Consider the following 20,239-nt stretch of genomic DNA (forward strand, 5'->3'; position numbering starts at 1 on the left):
ATCCAGTTTCGTCAAAAACTCAGTCGATGCGCCCGAACCAGGCGCCGTAGCCGCCGAGGCGGATGGAACCTGTGCCGGATTGTCCCGAAAAACCGTGCCCGGCCAATGGCAGCAGCGCCTGACCACCGAGATCGACCTCGGCCGGCTTGCTGGCCAGATTGAAGACGCAGACGATCTGCTCATTGCCCTCACGGCGGGTGAAGGCGACGGTGTCGCCCTCGCTTTCGATGAACTCGATGTCGCCTTTGGCGAGGGCCGGATGCTGGCGGCGGTAACCGAGAAAGCGCCGGTAGTGCTCGAGCAGCGAGGCCGCGTCGCCCTGCTGAACATTGACCGCTTGCGACAAGTGCTTGCCCGGCACCGGCAGCCATGGCTTGGCCGTCGAAAAGCCGGCATTGCTGGCGGTTGCATCCCACACCATCGGCGTGCGGCAGCCGTCGCGGCCCTTGAATTCGGGCCAGAAGCGAATGCCGTAGGGGTCCTGCAGATCCTCGAACTGCAACTCGGCTTCGCCCAGCCCAAGCTCCTCTCCCTGATAGAGGCAGACCGAACCGCGCAGCGACATCAGCAGCGCCGAGATAACCTTCAGATAGGCGGCCGGGTCGGCTTCGTCGGCGGCCCAGCGCGAGGCCGGACGCATCACGTCGTGGTTGGAAAAGGCCCAGCACGACCAGCCGTCGCTGGCGACCTTGCCGAAGGCTTCCAGCACCTGGCGCACCTTGGCGGCGCTGATCTTTTCCGGCGCCAGGAAATCGAAGGAATAGCACATGTGGACGCGTTTGCCGCCGGCGGTGTAGGCGGCGACCACTTCCAGCCCACGCTGCGAATCGCCGACTTCGCCGACCGCGGCGGCCGCCGGATATTCGTCGAGCAGCGCCCGGAACCGTTCGAGGAAGGCAAGGTTTTCCGGCCGGCTCTTGTCGTAGATATGGTCCTGGTAGTTGTAGGGATTGACCGCAGGTGCTGTCTGGTCGTTGCGCTCTTCGGGCGGCAGCGGCGGATTGTTCTCCAGCCCCTGGCTGTGGAAGTAGAAATTGATGGTGTCGAGGCGGAAGCCGTCGACGCCGCGCTCCAGCCAGAAGCGGGTGACGTCGAGCAGCGCGTCCTGGACTTCCAGATTGTGGAAGTTGAGGTCCGGCTGCTCGGACAGGAAATTATGCAGATAATATTGCTGGCGGCTGGTGTCCCACTGCCAGGCCGAGCCGCCGAAGATCGACAGCCAGTTGTTGGGCGGCGTGCCGTCCGGCCTGGCGTCGGCCCAGACATACCAGTCGGCCTTGGGATTGCTACGGCTGGCGCGGCTCTCCTTGAACCATGGATGGTTGTCGGCGGTGTGCGACAGCACCTCGTCGATCATCACCTTGAGGCCGAGGTGATGGGCTTCCGCAACCAGCGCGTCGAAATCGGCGAGCGTCCCGAACATCGGGTCGACGTCGCAATAGTCTGAGACGTCGTAGCCGAAATCCTTCATCGGCGACTTGAAGAAGGGCGAAATCCAGATGGCTTCGACGCCGAGCGAGGCGATGTAGGGCAGCCTGCGGATGATGCCCTTGAGGTCGCCGATGCCGTCGCCATTGGAGTCCTGATAGGAGCGCGGATAGATCTGGTAGATCACCGCGCCCCGCCACCAGTCGCGATCGACGGCGAGATCGGGCTTCGAGGTCGCCTTCAAAGCGGCTTGCATAAGTCTCAACCTCCTTTAACCGAGCCGGCCAGCAGCCCGCGGACGAAATAGCGCTGCAGCGAGAAGAACACGATCAGCGGCACGATAATGGTGACGAAGGCCGATGTCGTCAGGATTTCCCAGTCGCCGCCGCGCGAGCCGAGCAGCGCGTTGAGCTTCGCGGTCAGCACGATCTGGTCCCCTTCGGTACCGAGGAAAACCATTGCCACCAACAAATCGTTCCACACCCACAGGAACTGGAAGATTGCAAAGGACGCCAGCACCGGGAAGGACAGCGGCAGCACGATCTTGACGAAGATTTCGAAATCGCTGGCGCCATCTATGCGCGCCGATTCCATGATCTCGCGCGGCAGGCCGGCAATATAGCTGCGCAGGAGATAGATGGCGAAGGGCAGGCCGAAGCCGGTATGCGCCAGCCAGATGCCGAGATAGGTTTTCGACGGCACACCGAAGAAGATGCCGACGCCGTTGTAGATCTTCAAAAGCGGGATCAAGGACATCTGCAGCGGCACGACCAGCAGGCCGATGATTGTGGCGATCAGCAAGGCGCGGCCGGGAAAACGCATCCACGCCAATGCATAGGCGGCGAAGGCGGCGATCAGGATCGGGATGACCGTCGCCGGGATGGTGACGGTCAGCGAGTTTATGAACGAGCGGCCGATGCCCTCCGAAAACAGCACGGTCTTGTAATTGTCGGTGGTGAATTTCGGTGGCGCCGACGAGGCGTAATAGACGCGCTGGCCACGGTCGCCTTCGAAAGCCTTGGGCGAACTCATGACGAACGTTCCGTCGGCATTGAGCTGCAAGGTCACGCCGTCGCCGAGATCGGCAGTGGTGCCGGCCGGATATTGCGTCGGTGCCGCCGACTTGACGCCGAAGGCGCTGATGTTGCGCGCAGCACCGTCGCCGAAGATATTGCCGGCAAGCACGAACTTGCCGTCCTTCTCGACCTGCGCCGAGGCCGGCGGCAGGCGGCCGGCTTCAGTCTGGCTGGAGCTGGAGAACGAGTTCCACCAGCCCGAGGCGATGATCTGGTCCTTGTCGCGCAGCGACGAGACCAGGATGCCGAGCGTCGGCACGGTCCAGACGGCGACGAAGACAAGCACGGCGATGTGGACGCCGAAGCGGCTGGCAAAGGACTTCCCGGTCGCGACGGCCATCTCAATGTCCTCCCGTCTCTTTGTTCGCCTGGCGGATGTTCCAGACCATGATCGGGATGACCGCGATCATGATGATGATGGCGATGGTGGCGCCGCGGCCGAAATCGCCGCCGCCGCGGAACATCCAGTCGAACATCAGATTGGCCAGCACCTGGCTGTTCCACTGGCCATTGGTCATGGTCAGCACGATGTCGAACACTTTCAGCACCAGGATGGTGATCGTCGTCCAGACCACGGCGATGGTGCCCCAGATCTGCGGCACCATGATCTTCCAGAAGATCTGGAACGGATTGGCGCCGTCGATGACCGCGGCTTCAAGCGTCTCTTCGGGGATGCCGCGCAACGCCGAAGACAGGATGACCATGGCAAAGCCGGTCTGGATCCAGATCAGGATGATCATCAGGAAGAAATTGTTCCAGAACGGCAGCGATATCCAGACCTGCGGCTGACCGCCGAAATACTGGATGATGGCGTTGAGCAGACCGATCTGCGTCTGGCCCTCGCCGCGATATTCGTAGATGAATTTCCAGATCACGCTGGCGCCGACGAAAGAGATCGCCAGCGGCAGGAAAATCAGGCTCTTGGCGATCGTGCCCCACCAGATCTTGTCAGTGAGCACGGCGATTATCAGCCCTAGAAAGGTGCAGGCGGCGGGCACCACCGCCAGCCAGATGATATTATTCAGGATCGAGTTGCGGAACTCGCGGTCGCCGAACGCCCATTCATAGTTGGCGAAGCCGACAAAATGCTGGCCGCCTCGGTCGAGGAAGGACAGCCAGAGCGTCGCCACCACCGGATAGATCAGGTAGACGGTGAGGATGATCATCGCCGGGCCGACGAACAGCCACGGACGGACCAGTCCTTGCCGGCGCAGATTGTCGATGGCCGCAGCCCCTGCCACGCCGCGCGACGGGAATATCAGGTCGACCAGCTTGTTGGCGCCCCAGAAATAGGCGACGCAGCCGCCGACGCCGATGATGATGACAAAAATGGCCGATAAGATCTGAGCAGCCATGGGTCCCTCTTCCCTGCGCATGATCGGCCGGGCCTTGAACAGCCCTGGCGATGTGGCTCTGCGCCGATTTAAGTTATTCTGAAACGAACGAACGCAAATCGGTCCGGCGTAAGGCGCCGGTCGGATCCGGGCCATAGCGGCCCGGATCCAGTCTGTGGAGGAAGTCCTGAATTTGCCGCCAAAGCAGCTGATTACTTGGCAGTGATTACTTGCCAGCTGACTGCTTGCCAGCTGACTACTTGATAGCGTCCCAGCTCTTCTGGATGTCGGTGGCGACATCCTGCGCCGACTTGCCGCCGACCAGATCGATCATGCCGGTCCAGAAGGCGCCGGCGCCGATCTTGCCCGGCATCAGGTCCGAACCGTCGAAGCGGAAGGTCGAGGCATTGGCGAGGATATCGCCCTGCTTCTTCAGCGCGTCGCTGGCATAGGCATCCTTGTTGACCGACTTGAGCGGCGTGACGAAGCCGCCCTGGGCCATCCAGATTTCATGTGCCAGCGGCATTTTCAGGAATTCGATGAACGCGCGTGCACCCTTCGAGTCCTTGGTGATCATGGCCAGCGTGCCGGCGCCGAGCACAGGCGTGCCGAGCTCGGGCTTCGAGGCATAGGGCGGGAAGTAGAAGAAGTCGGCGTCCTGTCCAACCTTTGTGCCTTCCGGGAAGAAGGTCGGGATGAACGATGCCTGATGGTGCAGGTAGCATTTCGGCGGCACCGAGAAGAGGCCCTTCGGGCTGTCGCGGAAGTCGGTCGCGGCAACCGCCTTGGCCCCACCGTCGACCATCTTGTCGTCGGTCGCGATCTTGCCGAAAATGTCGATGGCGTTGACCACCGCCGGATCGTTGAACGGGATCTCGTTCTTTACCCACTTGTCATACACGTCGGGCGCCTGGGTGCGCAGCATGATGTCTTCGACCCAGTCGGTCGCCGGCCAGCCGGTAGCGCCGCCTGAGCCGAGGCCGATGCACCACGGCGTGCCGCCGTCGGCGATGATCTTCTTCTCGAGGTCGGCGAGCTCTTCCTGGGTCTTGGGAACCTTGTAGCCGGCTTCCTCGAAATTGTCGGGCGAATACCAGACCAGCGATTTCACGTCGGCCTTGTAGGGGAAGGCGAAGAAGCCCGGCTTGCCGTCCTTGTCCTTGAAGGTGCCGAGATCGACCCATGACTGGCCGGCGCCGTAATTGTCCTTGATCCATTTGGCGGTGTCGTCGCCCAGCGGCGTCAAAAGGCCCTTGGACGCCAGATCCTGGATCAGGCCCGGCTGCGGCAGTACGGCGATATTGGGCGGGCTGCCGGCCTGGGTATCGATGACGATCTGCTGTTCGTAATTTTCCGACGAGGAGTATTTGATCTCGGCGCCGGTGGCTTCCTGAAAATATTCGAGAACAGTGCGGATGAGGCCTTCGTCCTCGCCGCGCCAGGGCCCGAAGATGGTCAGCGTCTCGCCCTTGAGATCGACCTTCTTCAGCTCTTCGTAATTGGCCCAGTTGAAGCGCTTGTCTTCCCCGGGCTTGAACTTCAGTTCGGCTTGCGCCGGCAGGGACAAGGCGAGTGTGGCAAACGCTGCGCCAAGCAGAACCATCTTCTTCATCGGTATTCCTCCCAGTGTGGACACATACACCCGGACGGAACCTCCATTCCGCCCGCCGACGCTGCAGGACTGTGACTCGTTCAGAAAGGAACCGCAACCTTTCGAAGAGTCTTCCAAAGCGCTTTGGTCTTTTTGATCTCGCCATTGAATCGGATGGAAGTCAAGAGGGCGGTGGGCTAATCGATTTAATTGCGGGCCGCAAGACTTGGTAAAGTGCACTGCAGCACAATTTTACGGCGGTGCAGCACCGTATTAAGCTTCAAACTGGCCGGACCAGTGCGTATGGTCGACCAGCTCGGCCGCGCCCATTGTGGCGCCGCGTGGCTTCAAAATTAAAAGCGCTTTGAGGCTTGGAGGCCTCCCAGTGAACCTGAAGCAGCTCTCTCATATGCTGGCCCTGTCGCAGACAACGGTAAGCCGTGCGCTGAACGGCTATCCGGAGGTCAACGAGGAAACCCGCCGGCGTGTGGTGGATGCCGCCAAGCGCCACGGCTACCGGCCCAACCCGAGCGCGCGCCGATTGGCGACCGGCAAGACGGGCATGATCGGCTATGTCCTGCCGACGGGCGCCTCCGTCGACATCGACCCGCATTTCGTCGAGTTCCTGTCCGGCCTCGGCGACTATGCCCGCTCGCACGAGCTCGACCTGGTGCTGTCGCCGGCCGATGCCGACGACCAGGAAACCACCTATCGTCGCATCGTCGCCAACCGCCAGGTCGACGCCGTCTACATCTCCTCGCCGCGCCCGGCCGACCGGCGGGTGGCGCTGGTCAACACGCTCGGCATTCCCTTCATCGTCCATGGCCGCAGCGAAGGCTTCGATTTCGACTACCCCTTCACCGACATCGACAATGAGGGCGGCTTCCACGACGCCGCCCGGCTCCTGGTTCAGCTCGGCCACCGCCGGCTGGCGCTGATCAATGGCGACGACCGCGAGACCTTCGCCATCCACCGCGAGCGCGGCATGCGCAGGGCGCTGGCCGCGAGCGGCCTGACGCTCGGCGAGCGCCATGTCTGTTCACTCACCATGACCGAGGAGAACGGCTACCGCGCCGCCAGGCGCCTGCTCGAACAGAGCGAGCGGCCGACGGCGATCGCCTGCTCCAGCCTGATCATGTCGCTCGGCGTCGTGCGCGCGGTGCGCGACCTTGGCCTGACCATTCCCGGCGACCTGTCGTTGATTGCCCATGACGACGTCTTTCCATGGCTGAAGCCGGAGAATTTTTCCGTGCCGCTGTCGACGACGCGCTCGTCGATCCGCCTCGCCGGCGCCCGCATCGCCGAACGCCTGGCAGCGCGCATTTCCGGCTTGGAAGAAGGGGCGCGGGGTGAGGTCTGGCCTGTCGACCTGGTGGTCAGAGGCTCGGTCGCCGGCGCGCCAGGTTAGGGCGCCCAACCGCTCCCGACGGTGGAGCCCGGCCTTGCGGACGCTGGCTGCAGGTAGACTGAAGGCGTTGTGGGACAATGATCTCCCTGTTGCCGCCCTTGCTTTGGCTTTGGGAGGATGGCAACCAGTAGGGCCATCAACCAATCCCCCGGGTGCGCCACTTGCCCACATTCCCGTTCTCCGAAACGGATCCAATCCAGCATCCTGGTCCACCGCCGAAAACGTCGGAGGTGGTCATTGTCGGTGGCGGCATCATCGGCGTAACGACGGCGCTTTTCCTGGCACAGCGGAACATCCCGGTGACGCTGCTGGAAAAAGGACGCGTTGCGGCCGAACAGTCGTCGCGCAATTGGGGCTGGATCCGAAAGCAGGGGCGAGACGCGGACGAACTGCCTGTCGTCATCGAGGCTATTCGCCTGTGGCGGCAGCTGGCTGAGGAGTGCGGCGAAGACATCGGCCTGACCCAGACAGGTGTGACCTACCTGGCGAACTCCGACAAGGACATGGCCGGCTTCGAGGAGTTCATGAAGATCGCAGCGATGCATGAACTCGACACGCGCCTGCTGGACGCAGATGAAACCGCGAAGCTCGTCAAAGGCATGTCGCGCAAATTCAAGGGCGCGATGACGACGCCCTCCGACATGCGGGCGGAGCCTTGGCTGGCGGTGCCCGCACTTGCCCGGCTCGCCGCGCGAAAAGGCGTCAAAATCGTCGAGAATTGTGCGGCGCGAACCCTCGAAATCTCAGGCGGCAAGATCAAGGGCGTGTGGACCGAGGCGGGGTATGTCGAGGCCTCCAGCGTGCTGGTCGCCGGCGGCGCCTGGTCATCTCTGTTCTTGCGCAGACACGGCATCTCCATCCCCCAGCTCAGCGTCAGAGTAACCGCAGCCGCAACGGAGCCCATGCCTGAGGTCTATGCAGGTGCGGCCGCCGACGAACACATCGCGTTCCGGCGCAGGCAGGATGGCGGATATACGCTCGCCGCGGGCGGCAGCCATTTGCTTTACCTGGGACCTGACGCATTCCGGCACGCCACCAAATACCTTCCCGCGCTGAGGGACAATCCGCTGGGGACACGCTACTTTCCGTTCGCGCCGTCAGGTTACCCCGATGCCTGGTCGACGCCGCGCGATTGGGCGCCGGATTCGCACAGCCCTTTCGAAAAAATGCGGGTGCTGAACCCGCCCCCTGAACGAGCCGGTCTGCGTTCGATAGAACGCAATTTCGGACGTCTTTTTCCACAGCTCGAGACGGTTCGCCTGAAGGCAGGCTGGGGCGGCATGATCGACGCCATGCCCGACGTCGTCCCCATCGTGGATCATGTGGCGGCCGTCGGTGGTCTTTTCGTCGCGACGGGAATGAGCGGTCACGGCTTCGGCATCGGGCCTGGCATAGGCCGCGTCGTTGCCGACATGATCCAGGGAAACCAGACCGGGCACGACCTCAGCCGCTTCCGGCTGTCGCGCTTCTATGATGGCAGCCCTGTCCGGCTGGGTCCGGCGCTCTGAATTGGTGGCGCGAAATTCGCCCGGTTTACTTGTTCGCCGCCGCCTTCGTATCCAGCAGCCCATAACCGAAATCATTGTCCCGTCCCTTCGGACCGAGATCCCTGGCGGTGGCGGCCAGCGCCTTTTCGATATCGTCGGCCGAGCGCTCGGGTGAGGCGTGGATCAGGTTGGCGATTGCGCCGGACACGATCGCGGCGGCAAATGAGGTGCCGGTGACGACGTCAGAGCCGGCGCCGCTCGGCGCCACCATCTCGACGCCGGGCGCCGAGATGAAGACATAAGCGCCGCGATTGGCCTGCTGCATCAGCCCGTCCTTGGCGTCGGTGGCGGTGACCGCGATCACGCCGTCATAGGCGGCGGGGTAGCCATAGGGCGCCTTCGGCCCGTTGTTGCCGGCAGCAGCGACCAGGATGATGCCGAGCCCGCGCGCATTGCGGCAGGCGGTGGCGAGCAGATCGTTCTTGGGGCCGACGAAACTCATATTGATGATGCTGACATTCTGGTCCGCCGCCCAGTCGAGCGCCGACAGGATGACATCCATGGTCGACCTGCCGTCCTCGAAGGCGCGGGCGTGATAGATCCTGGCGCCGGGCGCCATGCCTTCGAGCGCGCCGACGCCGGCGATCAGCCCGTCGACCGAGGTACCGTGGTCACGCTTTTCGACCGGCACGTTGGGCATGGCGTCGAACTGATCGGCAATGACGCCGGAAAGCGCCGGATTGGTGTCGTCTATGCCGGTGTCGATGACGGCAATGCGCACGTTTTCGCCACTGGCTTGCTTGTTGTCGAGCTGAATGCGCTCGAAGGCATAGTTGACGATGCCGGCCGCCTGCTGCAGCGAATAGATATGGTTTGGCTCGCGCCGCAGGGTGCGGCCATCGGCGGCCAGCTGCGCCAGCACGGCGCCGACCGGGCGGCCGTCGGGAATGCCGAAGCGCACCAGTGTGGTGCCGAGCAGCCGCGACTGGCGCTGCGAGCGCACTTCAAGGCCGAAGGAGGCGGCGATCTGCTGGACGGCGCCGGCATCGCCGTCGACGGTCACCAGCACCTCGTCGGGCACGAACTCGCCGGCGATGGCACGCCGCGGCGCGGTCGCGACAAGATCGGTCGGCGAAACGATCGCCCCGCCGGCGGGTGGCCCGGCCTGCGTGTCGGCAGGCGGCGTTGACGGTCGTGGCGTCGGCACGGGCGCTTCGGGAACCGGTGGGTTGGGAAACAGGTCGACGATCAGGGCCGGAAGGGTAACTGCGCCTGATTCGCCTGCGCCGCCCTTGGCCTTATTGCCGTCTTTCGGGCAGTCGGCAGCCGCCGCTCCGGCCGCGTCGGTGCAGTCGGCCCGGCCGGCATTGGGATCATTGGTCTGCGCCGACGCCGGCACGGCGACGATTGTCGTCGCCGCCACCAGGATCGCCGCAAATCGAATGACCGCCCTAGCTGCCATCAACGGGTTTCCTTCCCTCGATCACGGTCTCCGTGAAAGGCTGGGCGGCAATAAGGCCGACGAGCCTGGTGTAGTCTGCTCCGGTCTTGACCGGGATGGCAATGCGGAAGACGCCCGAGGCGGCCGGCCCGCCGGCGATCTTCAGCGCGTTCTGGTCGAGGAAGACAGCGATGTCGGACATCTTCGCATCCGGCTTGAACTTGACCAGCGCGAACGGCAGTTTCGCCAGATCATCCTCGGCGCCGGCAATCTCGAAATCATGGCTCTTGCCGCCGGTCTGCACGTAGGACTGCACCACGACCAACGCCAGCAGCACCGCCGCTGCCGCCCAGGCGACGCCGACCGGCACCGCCATGAAACGGCCGAGTGCCTGCGCCAGCCAGGAACCGCCCGCGGGAGCGCGGACCGGTCCGGCTTCGGCGTCGAGCGCCCTGGCAAAGCGGCTGAGCGCATCGGCCGGTGGCCGGATCGCCTCGTTGGCGGCGGCGGCGCCGGAGAATTCCGCCTCAGCCTCGCCAAGCGCCGCCGTCGCCGCCGGATCGGACGCCAGCCATTCCTCGACGGCTTCGAGGTCCGAGCCTTCCAGCGAGCCGTTCAGGTAGAACGGCAGCAGCGTTTCCATTTCGTCACGGCGTGACATTTTTCCAGCGGCGCTCATATCTTCAGGATTACTCATGGCCACCCCCTGTCGTAACCGGCGGCCTTGAGGGCTTCGCCGAGTTTCTTGCGGGCGTAGAACATTCGGGTCTTGACAGTGGCGACCGGGATGCCGAGCACCTCGCCGATCTCCCTCACCGACTGTCCATGGTAATAGGCAAGGTCGATCACCGAGCGGTGTTCCTCCGGCAAAGCATCGACGAAGCGCCGCAAAGCGGCGCCCTTGTCTTCCTTCATGGTGGCGACTTCCGGCGTGTCGGCGCCATCGGGAACCTGCGCCGCATCATCGTCATCGATCCAGTCTTCTTTTTTCTTGCGCAGCATCGACAGCGCCTTGAACCGGGCGATGCCGAGCAGCCATGTCGAGACTTCCGAGCGCCCTTCGAAACCGGGCGCCTGGCGCCACAGCTCGAGAAAGACCTCGTTTGCGATATCGTCGGCCATCATTTCCGATCCCGTCTGGCGCACCACGAAGCGGTAGACCCGCGCGTGGTGACGCATGAACAGCAGCCGAACAGCGGCACGGTCGCCCTTCGCGACCCGGTCGACAAGCGCGCGATCAGTCTCGGTCGCTGCCGTCATGGCCGGTCGAGCCGCCTGGCTCCTGTCTGCTCTGTCGCCGATAGGTTCAAAAAGGTTCATCCTTCCGCCAAGGAATTTTGGCGAAGCTAACCGAAGAGAGGGAGTGTTGCCAGAGCGTCTCCCTTCTCCCCGTCACTATACGGGGAGAAGGTGCCGGCAGGCGGATGAGGGGCGGCGCCGGCGTTGGGGTATTTATTTTGATGTTAGCGCTGCCCCTCACCCTTACCCTCTCCCCGTATAGTGACGGGGAGAGGGGGTAGCGAACGGCGGCTCAGCGACGACCTCCGTCACCCCAAAAACGGCTTAGCCTTCATGGTCTCCGGCACCGGCACACCCAGCCGCTTCAGCACCGTCGGCGCCAGTTGCAGCTGATCAAGCAGCGTGTCAGGATCCGGCCCTTTGCCGGCTCCGAAATAATACAGCGCGAAATCCTGCATTTCATCGTCGCGGCCGCCATGATGGCCGCGGTCTGTCTGGCCGTGGTCGGCGGTTACGATCACCTCGTAACCGGCTTGCCGCCAGCCCGGCAGGAAGGCTGCCAGCATGCCGTCCATCGCATAGCAGGCATGGTCCATTTCGTGGCAGTCATGGCCGAAGCGATGGCCCATCGAATCGAGCGTGCAGGTGTGCAGGATCCCGTAGTCGATATCATGGCGCCGGGTCAGCATGGTCAGCGTCGCAAACAGGTCGACATCGCTCGGCGTCATCTGGTTGCGGGCATTATAGCCGGTCATGGTGTGGAAGCGGCCATGCGCGATCGGTCCGTTGGGCTCGTCATACTCCATGTCCTCGACCAGATCGAACGGATTGGAACGGAAGAATTCGGACCAGTAGGAATGCGTCACTGCGCCGGTCTTGCCGCCGGCCTTGCTGACCTCGGAGAAAATATCCGGCTTGTTGACGAGAAAACGGTTCTCGTTGGATAGGATGCCGTGCTCCTGCGGCGAAACCCCGGTGTGGATCGAGGCATAGCAGCAGGCCGAGGTCGACGGCAGCACCGAGCGCATCTTCCACACCTGCGCCTCGCCCGACTGCACCCAGCCCTCGAGATTGCCCATCAGCCGGCGCCAGTTCCGGTAGGGCACGCCATCGAGAATGATGAGCAGCAGTTTGGTCTTGAGCGCCATGGGCGGTTCCGGAAAGCTTTTGCCGTTGAAGGAAGTTTTCGCGACAAAGGCCGCGAATTCCCTACTAATTCCCCGCGCTCGCCATGCGCCGTCCCTTGATCGCCTTTTCCAGCCAGCCGATCTCCATCTCGGGAACGGACGACAGCAGCAGGTCGGTATAGGCGTCGAAGGGCGGCGTCAGCACCTTGCTCTTGGCGCCGTAGCGCACCACCTCGCCGCGGTACATCACCGCGATCGAATCGGCGATCGACTTCACCGTCGCCAGATCGTGAGTGATAAAGAGGTAGGCGACCTTCTCGTGCTGCTGCAGGTTGAGCAGCAGCTTGAGAATGCCGTTGGCCACCAGCGGGTCGAGCGCCGATGTCACCTCGTCGCAGATGATCAGCTTGGGCTTGGCGGCGAGCGAGCGGGCGATACAGACGCGCTGTTTCTGGCCTCCGGAGAGTTCGGCCGGATAACGATCGAGAAAGCCCTTGCCCATCTCGATCTCGTCGAGCAGTTCGGCGACGCGCTTGTCGCGCTCGCGGCCGCGTATGCCGAAGTAGAATTCCAGCGGCCGGCCGATGATGGTGCCGACGGTCTGGCGCGGGTTCATCGCCACGTCGGCCATCTGATAGATCATCTGCAACTGGCGCAGATCCTCCTTCGGCCGGTCGGCAAGCCGGTTGGCGAGCGGCCTGCCATCGAAGGTGACGGTGCCTTCCTCGGGCGGCAACAGCCCGGTGATAGCGCGCGCCAGCGTCGACTTGCCAGAGCCGGATTCACCGACGACCGCCAGCGTCTGTCCCGGATAGATGTCGACCGAGACGTTCTTCAGCACCTTGACGTGGCTGCCGCCGTAAGCGGCGGTGACGTTCTTGACCGACAGGAACGGCGCGGCGCCGGGCTTCTGCTCGGCATGCTCGATCTCATGCACCGAGACCAGCGCATTGGTGTATTCCTGGCGCGGCTCCTTGATGATCTGGCGAGTGCCGCCCCATTCGACCAGCCTGCCATGGCGCAGCACCATGATCTCGTCCGAGACCTGGGCGACGACGGCAAGATCGTGGGTAATGTAGAGCGCCGCGACATGGGTGTCGCGGATGGCGTCCTTGATCGCCGCCAGCACGTCGATCTGCGTCGTCACGTCGAGTGCCGTGGTCGGCTCGTCGAAGACGATCAGGTCAGGTTCCGAACACAGCGCCATAGCCGTCATCACGCGCTGCAACTGGCCGCCTGAGACCTGGTGCGGGAACCGTTCGCCGATGATTTCGGGGTTCGGCAGGCTGAGCTTCTTGAACAACGCCACGGCACGTTTCTCGGCCTCGGCGCGTGTCGCCGTGCCATGCAGCAGCGTTGCTTCCACCACCTGGTCCATCAGCTTGTGCGCCGGGTTGAAGGCGGCGGCCGCCGACTGCGCGACATAGCAGACCTCGCGGCCGCGCAATTTGCGGAAACCTTCCTTGCCGCCCTTGAGGATATCGCGGCCGTTGAGCAGCACCTCTCCGCCGGTGATGCGCACGCCGCCACGGCCATAGCCCATCGACGACAGCCCGATGGTCGACTTGCCGGCGCCGGACTCGCCGATCAGGCCGAGCACCTTGCCCTTTTCCAGCGTCAGCGAGACATCGTGGACCAAAACGATGTTCTTCGGCGCTTCGCCGGGCGGAAACACTGTCGCTTCGATGCGCAGATTGCGGATATCGAGCAGCAGGCCGGGCTTTGCTTTTGTGTCAGCCATCACCCGCGTCCTCCCTTCAGGCTTGTCGTGCGGTTGAGCACCCAGTCGGCGACCAGATTGACCGAAATCGCCAGTGCTGCGATCGCCGCGGCGGGGATGAGTGCCGCCCCGATACCGAAGACGATGCCGTCCTTGTTCTCCTTGACCATGCCGCCCCAGTCGGCATCCGGCGGTTGCACGCCAAGGCCGAGAAAGGAGAGCGTCGACAAGAACAGCACCGCGTAGATGAAGCGCAGACCAAGTTCCGAGACCAGCGGCGAAAGCGCGTTGGGCAGGATCTCGCGGAAGATGATCCAGCCGCTGCCTTCGCCCCGCAGCTTGGCGGCCTCGACATAATCCATGACGTTGATGTCGACGGCCACCGCGCGCGACAGCCGGTAGACGCGGGTCGAGTCGAGGACGCCCATCACCAGGATCAGCGTCACCAGGTTGGTCGGCAGCACCGAAAGCACGACGAGCGCCATGATCAAGGTCGGGATCGACATCAGCAGATCGACAAGGCGCGACAGCAGCGTGTCGAACCAGCCGCCGAACACCGCCGCCGAAAAGCCGAGGATGGCGCCGAGCGAGAATGACAGCGCGGTGGCCAGCACCGCAATGAACAGCGTGATGCGAGCGCCGTAGATCATGCGCGACAGAAGATCGCGACCGAGATTGTCGGTGCCCAGCAAATGTGCCGCCGTCATCGGTTCCCAGACATCGCCGACGATTTCGGCATTGCCGTACGGTGCGATCAACGGTGCGAAAACTGCCGCCAGCACGAACATAGCTGTCAGCACGATGCCGATCAGTGCGGGGATGGGGATGCGTTTGATGTCGAGCATGCCCGCCGCCTATTTCGGATGTCTGAGTCGCGGATTGGCGACAATCGCCCCGATGTCCGCAATGATGTTGAGGCTGATATAGACGGCGGCGAAGACCAGGCCGACCGCCTGCACCACCGGCACGTCGCGCTTGGTGACGTGGTCGACCAGATATTGTCCCATGCCGGGATAGACGAAGATCACCTCGACCACAACGACGCCGACGATGAGGTAGGCGAGGTTGAGCATGACCACGTTGATGATCGGCGCTATGGCATTGGGGAAAGCATGCTTGCGGATGACGTTGAAGGCCGACAGGCCTTTCAGTTCCGCCGTCTCGACATAGGCCGACTGCATGACGTTGAGGATGGCCGCGCGGGTCATGCGCATCATATGCGCCAGCACAACCAGCGTCAGCGCGGTGGCCGGCAACGCGATCGCCTGCATGCGCTCACCGAACGGCATGCCGTCATAGACCGTGGAAATGGCCGGGAACCATTGATACTTCACGGCAAAGAAATAGACGAGCACATAGCCGATGAAGAATTCCGGGAAAGATGTCGAGGCGAGCGCCAGGCCGGAGATCAGCTTGTCGACCCAGCCATTGCGGTAACGCACGGCGATCAGGCCGAGGATGATGGCCAGCGGCACGGCCACGATCGCAGCCCAGAAGGCGAGGAACAGCGTGTTCCACAGCCGCCCCTTGATCGAAGTGGCAATATCCTGGCCGCTCGACATCGCCGTGCCGAGATCGCCGGTGAGCACACCGCCTAGCCAATGGAAATACCTGATGTAAGCCGGCTGATTCAGGCCGAGCTGCTCGCGCAGATTGGCGAGCGATTCCGGCGTCGCCGACTGTCCGAGAATGGCTTGCGCGACGTCGCCGGGCAGGATCTGCGTGCCGGCGAAGATCAGGACCGAAACGGCCAGCAAGAGGACGATGCCCAGCGCAACGCGCTGGGCCACAAGTTTCACGACGGGTGAGGACATATCCGCAAAGCCGGGCTCAGGCTTCGAGCCAGCACTTCGCCAGCGCGTAGCCGTTCATCAGCTCCTGATGCGGATCGTCTACCCAGCCGCCGACCTTGGCGCCTGTCGCATCGATGAACTGATTGAACATCGGCAGGATCAGGCCGCCCTCGTCGCGCACCAGCACGGCCATGTCGTGGTACATCTGCTTGCGCTTGGTCTCGTCGAGTTCGGCGCGTGCGGCCAGCACCAGCTTGTCGAAGTCCGGACGCTTGAAACGGGTGTCGTTCCAGTCGGCGGTCGACAGATAGGCGGTCGAGTACATCTGGTCCTGGGTCGAGCGGCCGCCCCAATAGGAGGCGCAGAAGGGCTGCTTGTTCCAGACCTCGTTCCAGTAGCCGTCGCCGGGCTCGCGCTTGAGCTCGATCTTGATGCCGGCCTTGGCCGCGCTCTGCTGGAAGAGCTGCGAGGCGTCGACCGCGCCCGGGAAGGCGACGTCGGAGGTGCGCAGCAGCACGGTGCCGTCATGGCCCGACTTCTTGTAGTGGAACTTGGCCTTGTCGGGATCATATTTGCGCTGCTCGATCTCGGAAAATAGCGGATAGGACGAATTGATCGGGAAGTCGTTGCCGAGCGAGCCGTAGCCGCGCAGCACCTTGTTCAGCATCTCTTCGCGGTCGATCGCGAGCTTCAGCGCCATGCGCAGGTCGCTGTTGTCGAAGGGCGCGGTGTTGCAATGCATGATGAAGACATAGTGGCCGGGGCCGGCATGGTTGCGGATGGTGACGCCCGGTACACGCTTGATCAGGTCGACGATCTTCGGCTCGACGCGGTTGATCATGTTGACCTGGCCGCCCTGCAGGGCCGCTGTGCGCGCGGTCGCGTCGTTGATAACGATGATCTCGATCTGGTCGGCATGGCCCATCTTGTCGGCCTGCCAGTAATTGGCGAAGCGCTCGCCGCCATGGCGCACGCCGGGCTCGTTGGTGGTGACCTTGTAGGGTCCTGCCGAGATGCCGGCATCCGCCTTGTCCTTGCCGCCGTTGGGCTGGACGATGAGGTGGTAGTCGCTGAGGAGATAGGGGAGGTCGGCGTTGGCCTCCTTCAACGTCAGGACGACTTCCTTCCCACTGGCTTTGATGCTGTCGATGCCCTTCATGTAGCCCAGCGCGCCGGACTTCGACTTTTCATCGGAATGGCGCTCGAGCGTTGCCGCCACATCCTCAGCGGTCACCGTCTTGCCGTTGTGGAATTCGACGCCGTCGCGGATTTTCAGCGTCCACACCTTGGCGTCGTCCGACGAGCCGATCTCTTCGGCGATGCGGTTCTCGAGCTTGCCTTCCGGAGACAGCTCGACGATCAGTTCGCCCCACATCTTGCCAAAAGCGAACGGCACTTGCGTCATGAACAAAGCCGGGTCCAGGCTGTTCGTGGATTCGCCGCCGACGAGGCCGGCCTTCAGCGTGCCGCCCTTGACCGGGCCTTCCGCGCGAGCCGCACTGGAAAGCAGCATATTGGCGAAGGGCGCTGTGACGCCGAGTGCTGCGGCGCGGCCGAGGAAATCACGACGGCTCAGCTTGCCGGACGCAACGCGCCGGCTCAGATATTCGAGTTCGTTAGACATTTGAGTTCCTCACTCTGTTGGTTCGACCTTATGGTCGTTTTTTGCTTGTTTTTACCAAAGGGATATTGACCGGAAGGCAAAGCGGTAAGCAAGACGGAATGCGACATGCCGTGGCGTAAATCGTGCGTCGCAACTGGACCATTCGGGTGGACGCTCAGAGCAGGTCGCGCGGGATCGTCTCTTCGAAATCGCGTTCGAAAATCAGCGTTTCGCCCTCATAGGCTTCGATTCTGGCGCTGACGATGAAGTTTTGCGCATCGCAGCGCATTTCAGCCGACGTCTCGGTGCGCACCGACCATCCGTTTCGCGACAAGGTCTGCGTCCAGTGCGTGCGGCCCGAGGCAGACAGCGGGTCGTCGGGGTGGATCGTCCAGCTCTCGCGGGCAATGCTGCCATTGGCCAGTCCATGCGCGAGATCGCGCACTTCTCCGAAATCATCCGTGATCGACAGCGTGACGATGCCGGTCTTCTCATCGCGATCCACGTGACGCTCGGAATTCGCTGCACGGACTGTCGCGGTTGCCCAGGGTGTTGCGCCTTCGGGAGACTGGAATGAGGTCTCGTCGCTTTTTGCGAGCGGGCGCAGCGGCAGTCTCAGCGTCGCCGCTGAAAGGTCGAGCCGCACCGGCTCCGGCGACGGCCAGATCATCGGCCAGTAAGCGTTGGAAACAGCGATGCGCAGGCGGTGTCCGGCCGGCACGCGGTAGGCGCACTGGTCGAGAATAACGCGCGCCGAAACCGTTTCGCCCGGCACCAGCGCTTGCGGCTGTTCGTGCGAAGCACGATGCGTCAGGTTGAGCACGCCGTAGGAGATCAGTTCCGAGGCGCCGTCGGGGTGCACGTCGCACAGTCGAACCGCGATGTTCGCCTGCGGGCGATCGGACGACACCCGGATGAGAAGCTCCGGCGCGCCGACGATGTCGAGTGCCTCGGCAAGCACAGGCTGATCGAAGCAGACGGACAGCGCATCGTCCGGGCGCTGGTCGCCGGGCAGTTCCGGGCCAAAGGTGAAGGGAAAATATTCGCCGCCGGCGAGCCCGCAGCTTTGCGGGGTCGCCACGATCGCCGGCCTGACGCCGTCAGCAATGAGTTCGATCGCCCCGACCTTGATGTTGGGAGACGGCCATTCCTGTTCGGCCACCCAACGGCCCGGCCGCTCCGGGTGCCAGCGCGCCGGCCGCACACTGTCCATGACATAGGCGCGGTAGTCCGGGTCGGCCTCGACGCCGGTGTCGACGCCCTTCAACCAGCTGTCCCACCAGCGCAACGCCTCCTGCAGGAAGCCGATGGCGGGTTTGGGTTCGGCATAATGCGGGTATTTGTGGATCCATGGCCCGACAATGCCCTTCACCGGCGCCTGGATGTTGGTGACCAGATGCGAAATCGTGTTGCGGTAGCCGTCATGCCAGCCGCCGATCGACAGCACGGCGGCTTTGACCGCGGAGAAATCCTCGCAGATCGAACCGCGTTTCCAATAGGCGTCGCGATGCTGATGGCTGAGCCAGAGCGGCAGAAGGAAAGACTGGTTCTCCAGCCGCGTCAGCCAGAGGTCGCGCCAGCGGTTATCGCCCGCAATCAGCGGATCCGGCGGTCGCGACGAATAGGACAACATGGTCGAGGCCCAGCCGAAATTTTCCGTCAAAAGGCAGCCGCCCTTGTAGTGGATGTCATCGGCGTAGCGGTCGACGGTCGAGCACAGGCTGATCACCGCCTTCAGCGCCGTCGGCTGCTTGGCCGCCACCTGCAGGCAGTTGAAGCCACCCCAGGAAATGCCCATCATGCCGACACTGCCGTTGCACCAGGGCTGTGCTGCCGCCCAGGCAATCACATCGCAGGCGTCCTGCAATTCCTGCTCGGAATATTCGTCGTCCATCAGACCTTCGGAATCGCCATTGCCGCGCATGTCGACGCGGATCGAGGCGTAGCCGTGGCCGGCAAAATAGGGATGCGTCAGCTGATCGCGAAAGATGGTGCCGTCGCGCTTGCGGTAGGGCAGGTGCTCGAGGATCGCCGGCACCGGATCGCTGCTGGCGTCCTCCGGCATCCAAACCCGCGCCGACAGCCGGCAACCATCCGGCATGACGATGCCCATATCGGGGAATTCGACGACCTTGCGGGGAAATTCGGTGATGGTTTTCATGCGATGCTCCAGGATGTCAGTGACGCATGGAGCGGGCATGTCATGAAGTCAAACGGGCGACGGCCGGTGTCGCCGCGACGACGCCACGATATGTAGCCCGATTGTTTTGCCCTGATGTTGCAGGATTATAATTAATGTATTACATTTATTAACTGAACCCAACGTGATGAGGATTTCGCCTGAAAATCGTTTGGGATGAGCCAAAGCGCGTGACGAACCTGGACAGCCGGGGTCTCGATTTTGCCGAACTCGATATTGAGTTTTTTTGCGACTTCAACCGTCCTTCCAGCCAAGGCCGACCGGTTCAAGGCGATTGGCGAATTCGGAGAGATCATCCTGGCCGTGATTTTCAAGCCGCTTGGTTCGGAGGCGATTTCGGTGATCTCGATGCGCCGTGCCAGCCGAAAGGAAAGGTCAGTATATGAACAATCCTAAATCGCGTGTTCGACCGCTTACCGATGCGGAGGAAGGGGAAATTCAAAGACAAATTGTTGATGATCCCGACGATGCGGAGACGACAGACGAACAGTTGGCGCAAGCCAGGCCTTTCGCGGAAGTGTTTCCAGAACTTTTCGAGAGCATAAGGCGTGCTCGTGGCCGGCCAGCCGTGGAGAAGCCTAAGCAAGTCGTGTCCATCCGTCTGGATCAGGATGTCATCAGTAAATTCAAGGCGACCGGCAAGGGCTGGCAGGCCAGGATCAACGAGGTGCTGAAAAACGCGAAGGTAGGCTAGGTGTTTAGTCCCAAGGTTTGATGGGTTGGATCGAGCCTGAATCGTTCGGGCTCTTTTGTCCAGATTTTGCAGATGTATTCAAAGGGCGTGAGGCCCTT

The 20,239-nt window shown here is 62.8% G+C and carries 16 protein-coding genes and 2 pseudogenes; 4 read left to right on the forward strand and 14 right to left on the reverse strand.

Annotated elements, in window-relative coordinates:
* Window positions 1-19: 19 nt before the first annotated feature.
* The 4 genes from bglA to NKJ57_RS13935 all read right to left on the reverse strand — a co-directional run bounded on the left by bglA (window position 20) and on the right by NKJ57_RS13935 (window position 5,450).
* The gene (bglA, locus tag NKJ57_RS13920) at window positions 20-1,684 is read right to left on the reverse strand and encodes a beta-galactosidase BglA (RefSeq protein ID WP_352511117.1); all 1,665 of its coding nucleotides are present in this window, start codon (window positions 1,682-1,684) and stop codon (window positions 20-22) included.
* Window positions 1,685-1,689: 5 nt separating this feature from the next.
* Window positions 1,690-2,844 (reverse strand): carbohydrate ABC transporter permease, encoded by a 1,155-nt coding sequence (locus NKJ57_RS13925; RefSeq protein ID WP_023668890.1) that lies wholly within the window; start codon window positions 2,842-2,844, stop codon window positions 1,690-1,692.
* 1 nt (window position 2,845) lies between these two features.
* Window positions 2,846-3,859, reverse strand: coding sequence for a carbohydrate ABC transporter permease (locus tag NKJ57_RS13930; RefSeq protein WP_023668891.1), 1,014 nt, complete (start codon window positions 3,857-3,859; stop codon window positions 2,846-2,848).
* Window positions 3,860-4,094: 235 nt separating this feature from the next.
* Window positions 4,095-5,450, reverse strand: a complete 1,356-nt coding sequence (locus NKJ57_RS13935) for an ABC transporter substrate-binding protein (RefSeq protein ID WP_352511118.1) — start codon at window positions 5,448-5,450, stop codon at window positions 4,095-4,097.
* 364 nt (window positions 5,451-5,814) lie between these two features.
* Here NKJ57_RS13935 and NKJ57_RS13940 point away from each other — a divergent pair, with 364 nt between their 5' ends.
* Entirely contained in the window at window positions 5,815-6,837 is a 1,023-nt protein-coding gene (locus tag NKJ57_RS13940) for a substrate-binding domain-containing protein (RefSeq protein ID WP_352511119.1), read from the forward strand.
* A 161-nt stretch (window positions 6,838-6,998) separates the two neighbouring features.
* On the forward strand, window positions 6,999-8,345 hold the full coding sequence (locus NKJ57_RS13945; protein ID WP_352511121.1) for an NAD(P)/FAD-dependent oxidoreductase: 1,347 nt from the start codon (window positions 6,999-7,001) through the stop codon (window positions 8,343-8,345).
* A 25-nt stretch (window positions 8,346-8,370) separates the two neighbouring features.
* Here the strand turns inward: NKJ57_RS13945 and NKJ57_RS13950 are convergent, their stop codons facing one another.
* The 9 genes from NKJ57_RS13950 to NKJ57_RS13990 all read right to left on the reverse strand — a co-directional run bounded on the left by NKJ57_RS13950 (window position 8,371) and on the right by NKJ57_RS13990 (window position 19,408).
* The gene (locus NKJ57_RS13950; RefSeq protein WP_352511123.1) at window positions 8,371-9,786 is read right to left on the reverse strand and encodes a S8 family serine peptidase; all 1,416 of its coding nucleotides are present in this window, start codon (window positions 9,784-9,786) and stop codon (window positions 8,371-8,373) included.
* Window positions 9,776-10,444 (reverse strand): anti-sigma factor, encoded by a 669-nt coding sequence (locus tag NKJ57_RS13955; protein ID WP_352511136.1) that lies wholly within the window; start codon window positions 10,442-10,444, stop codon window positions 9,776-9,778. The genes NKJ57_RS13950 and NKJ57_RS13955 overlap by 11 nt, the downstream gene beginning before the upstream one ends.
* Window positions 10,445-10,458: 14 nt before the next feature.
* Window positions 10,459-11,025, reverse strand: coding sequence for a sigma-70 family RNA polymerase sigma factor (locus NKJ57_RS13960; RefSeq protein ID WP_352511124.1), 567 nt, complete (start codon window positions 11,023-11,025; stop codon window positions 10,459-10,461).
* 287 nt (window positions 11,026-11,312) lie between these two features.
* Window positions 11,313-12,152: an alkaline phosphatase family protein gene (locus NKJ57_RS13965; protein WP_352511126.1), complete on the reverse strand. Its 840-nt coding sequence runs from the start codon at window positions 12,150-12,152 to the stop codon at window positions 11,313-11,315.
* A 64-nt stretch (window positions 12,153-12,216) separates the two neighbouring features.
* Entirely contained in the window at window positions 12,217-13,872 is a 1,656-nt protein-coding gene (locus NKJ57_RS13970; RefSeq protein WP_023671390.1) for an ABC transporter ATP-binding protein, read from the reverse strand.
* Window positions 13,872-14,696, reverse strand: a complete 825-nt coding sequence (locus tag NKJ57_RS13975) for an ABC transporter permease (RefSeq protein WP_023671389.1) — start codon at window positions 14,694-14,696, stop codon at window positions 13,872-13,874. The genes NKJ57_RS13970 and NKJ57_RS13975 overlap by 1 nt, the downstream gene beginning before the upstream one ends.
* Before the next feature lie 9 nt (window positions 14,697-14,705).
* Complete coding sequence (locus NKJ57_RS13980; RefSeq protein WP_023671388.1) at window positions 14,706-15,665, reverse strand: ABC transporter permease; 960 nt, start codon at window positions 15,663-15,665, stop codon at window positions 14,706-14,708.
* 16 nt (window positions 15,666-15,681) lie between these two features.
* On the reverse strand, window positions 15,682-17,268 hold the full coding sequence (locus NKJ57_RS13985) for an ABC transporter substrate-binding protein (RefSeq protein ID WP_023671387.1): 1,587 nt from the start codon (window positions 17,266-17,268) through the stop codon (window positions 15,682-15,684).
* 154 nt (window positions 17,269-17,422) lie between these two features.
* The gene (locus NKJ57_RS13990) at window positions 17,423-19,408 is read right to left on the reverse strand and encodes a CocE/NonD family hydrolase (protein ID WP_352511127.1); all 1,986 of its coding nucleotides are present in this window, start codon (window positions 19,406-19,408) and stop codon (window positions 17,423-17,425) included.
* Window positions 19,409-19,587: 179 nt separating this feature from the next.
* Between NKJ57_RS13990 and NKJ57_RS13995 the strand changes: the two are divergent.
* Together NKJ57_RS13995 and NKJ57_RS14000 are read left to right on the forward strand one after the other, a co-directional pair.
* A pseudogene (locus NKJ57_RS13995) lies at window positions 19,588-19,843 on the forward strand (BrnT family toxin).
* Window positions 19,830-20,141: a BrnA antitoxin family protein gene (locus NKJ57_RS14000; RefSeq protein ID WP_023683487.1), complete on the forward strand. Its 312-nt coding sequence runs from the start codon at window positions 19,830-19,832 to the stop codon at window positions 20,139-20,141. Before NKJ57_RS13995 ends, NKJ57_RS14000 begins: the two are co-directional and overlap by 14 nt.
* Here NKJ57_RS14000 and NKJ57_RS14005 read toward each other — a convergent pair.
* Window positions 20,138-20,239 (reverse strand): annotated as a pseudogene (locus NKJ57_RS14005) (IS481 family transposase); the annotation flags it as partial. The gene NKJ57_RS14000 and the pseudogene NKJ57_RS14005 sit on opposite strands and share 4 nt — an antisense overlap.

The sequence above is a fragment of the Mesorhizobium sp. M0077 genome (assembly GCF_040322955.1).
Lineage (GTDB): Bacteria > Pseudomonadota > Alphaproteobacteria > Rhizobiales > Rhizobiaceae > Mesorhizobium.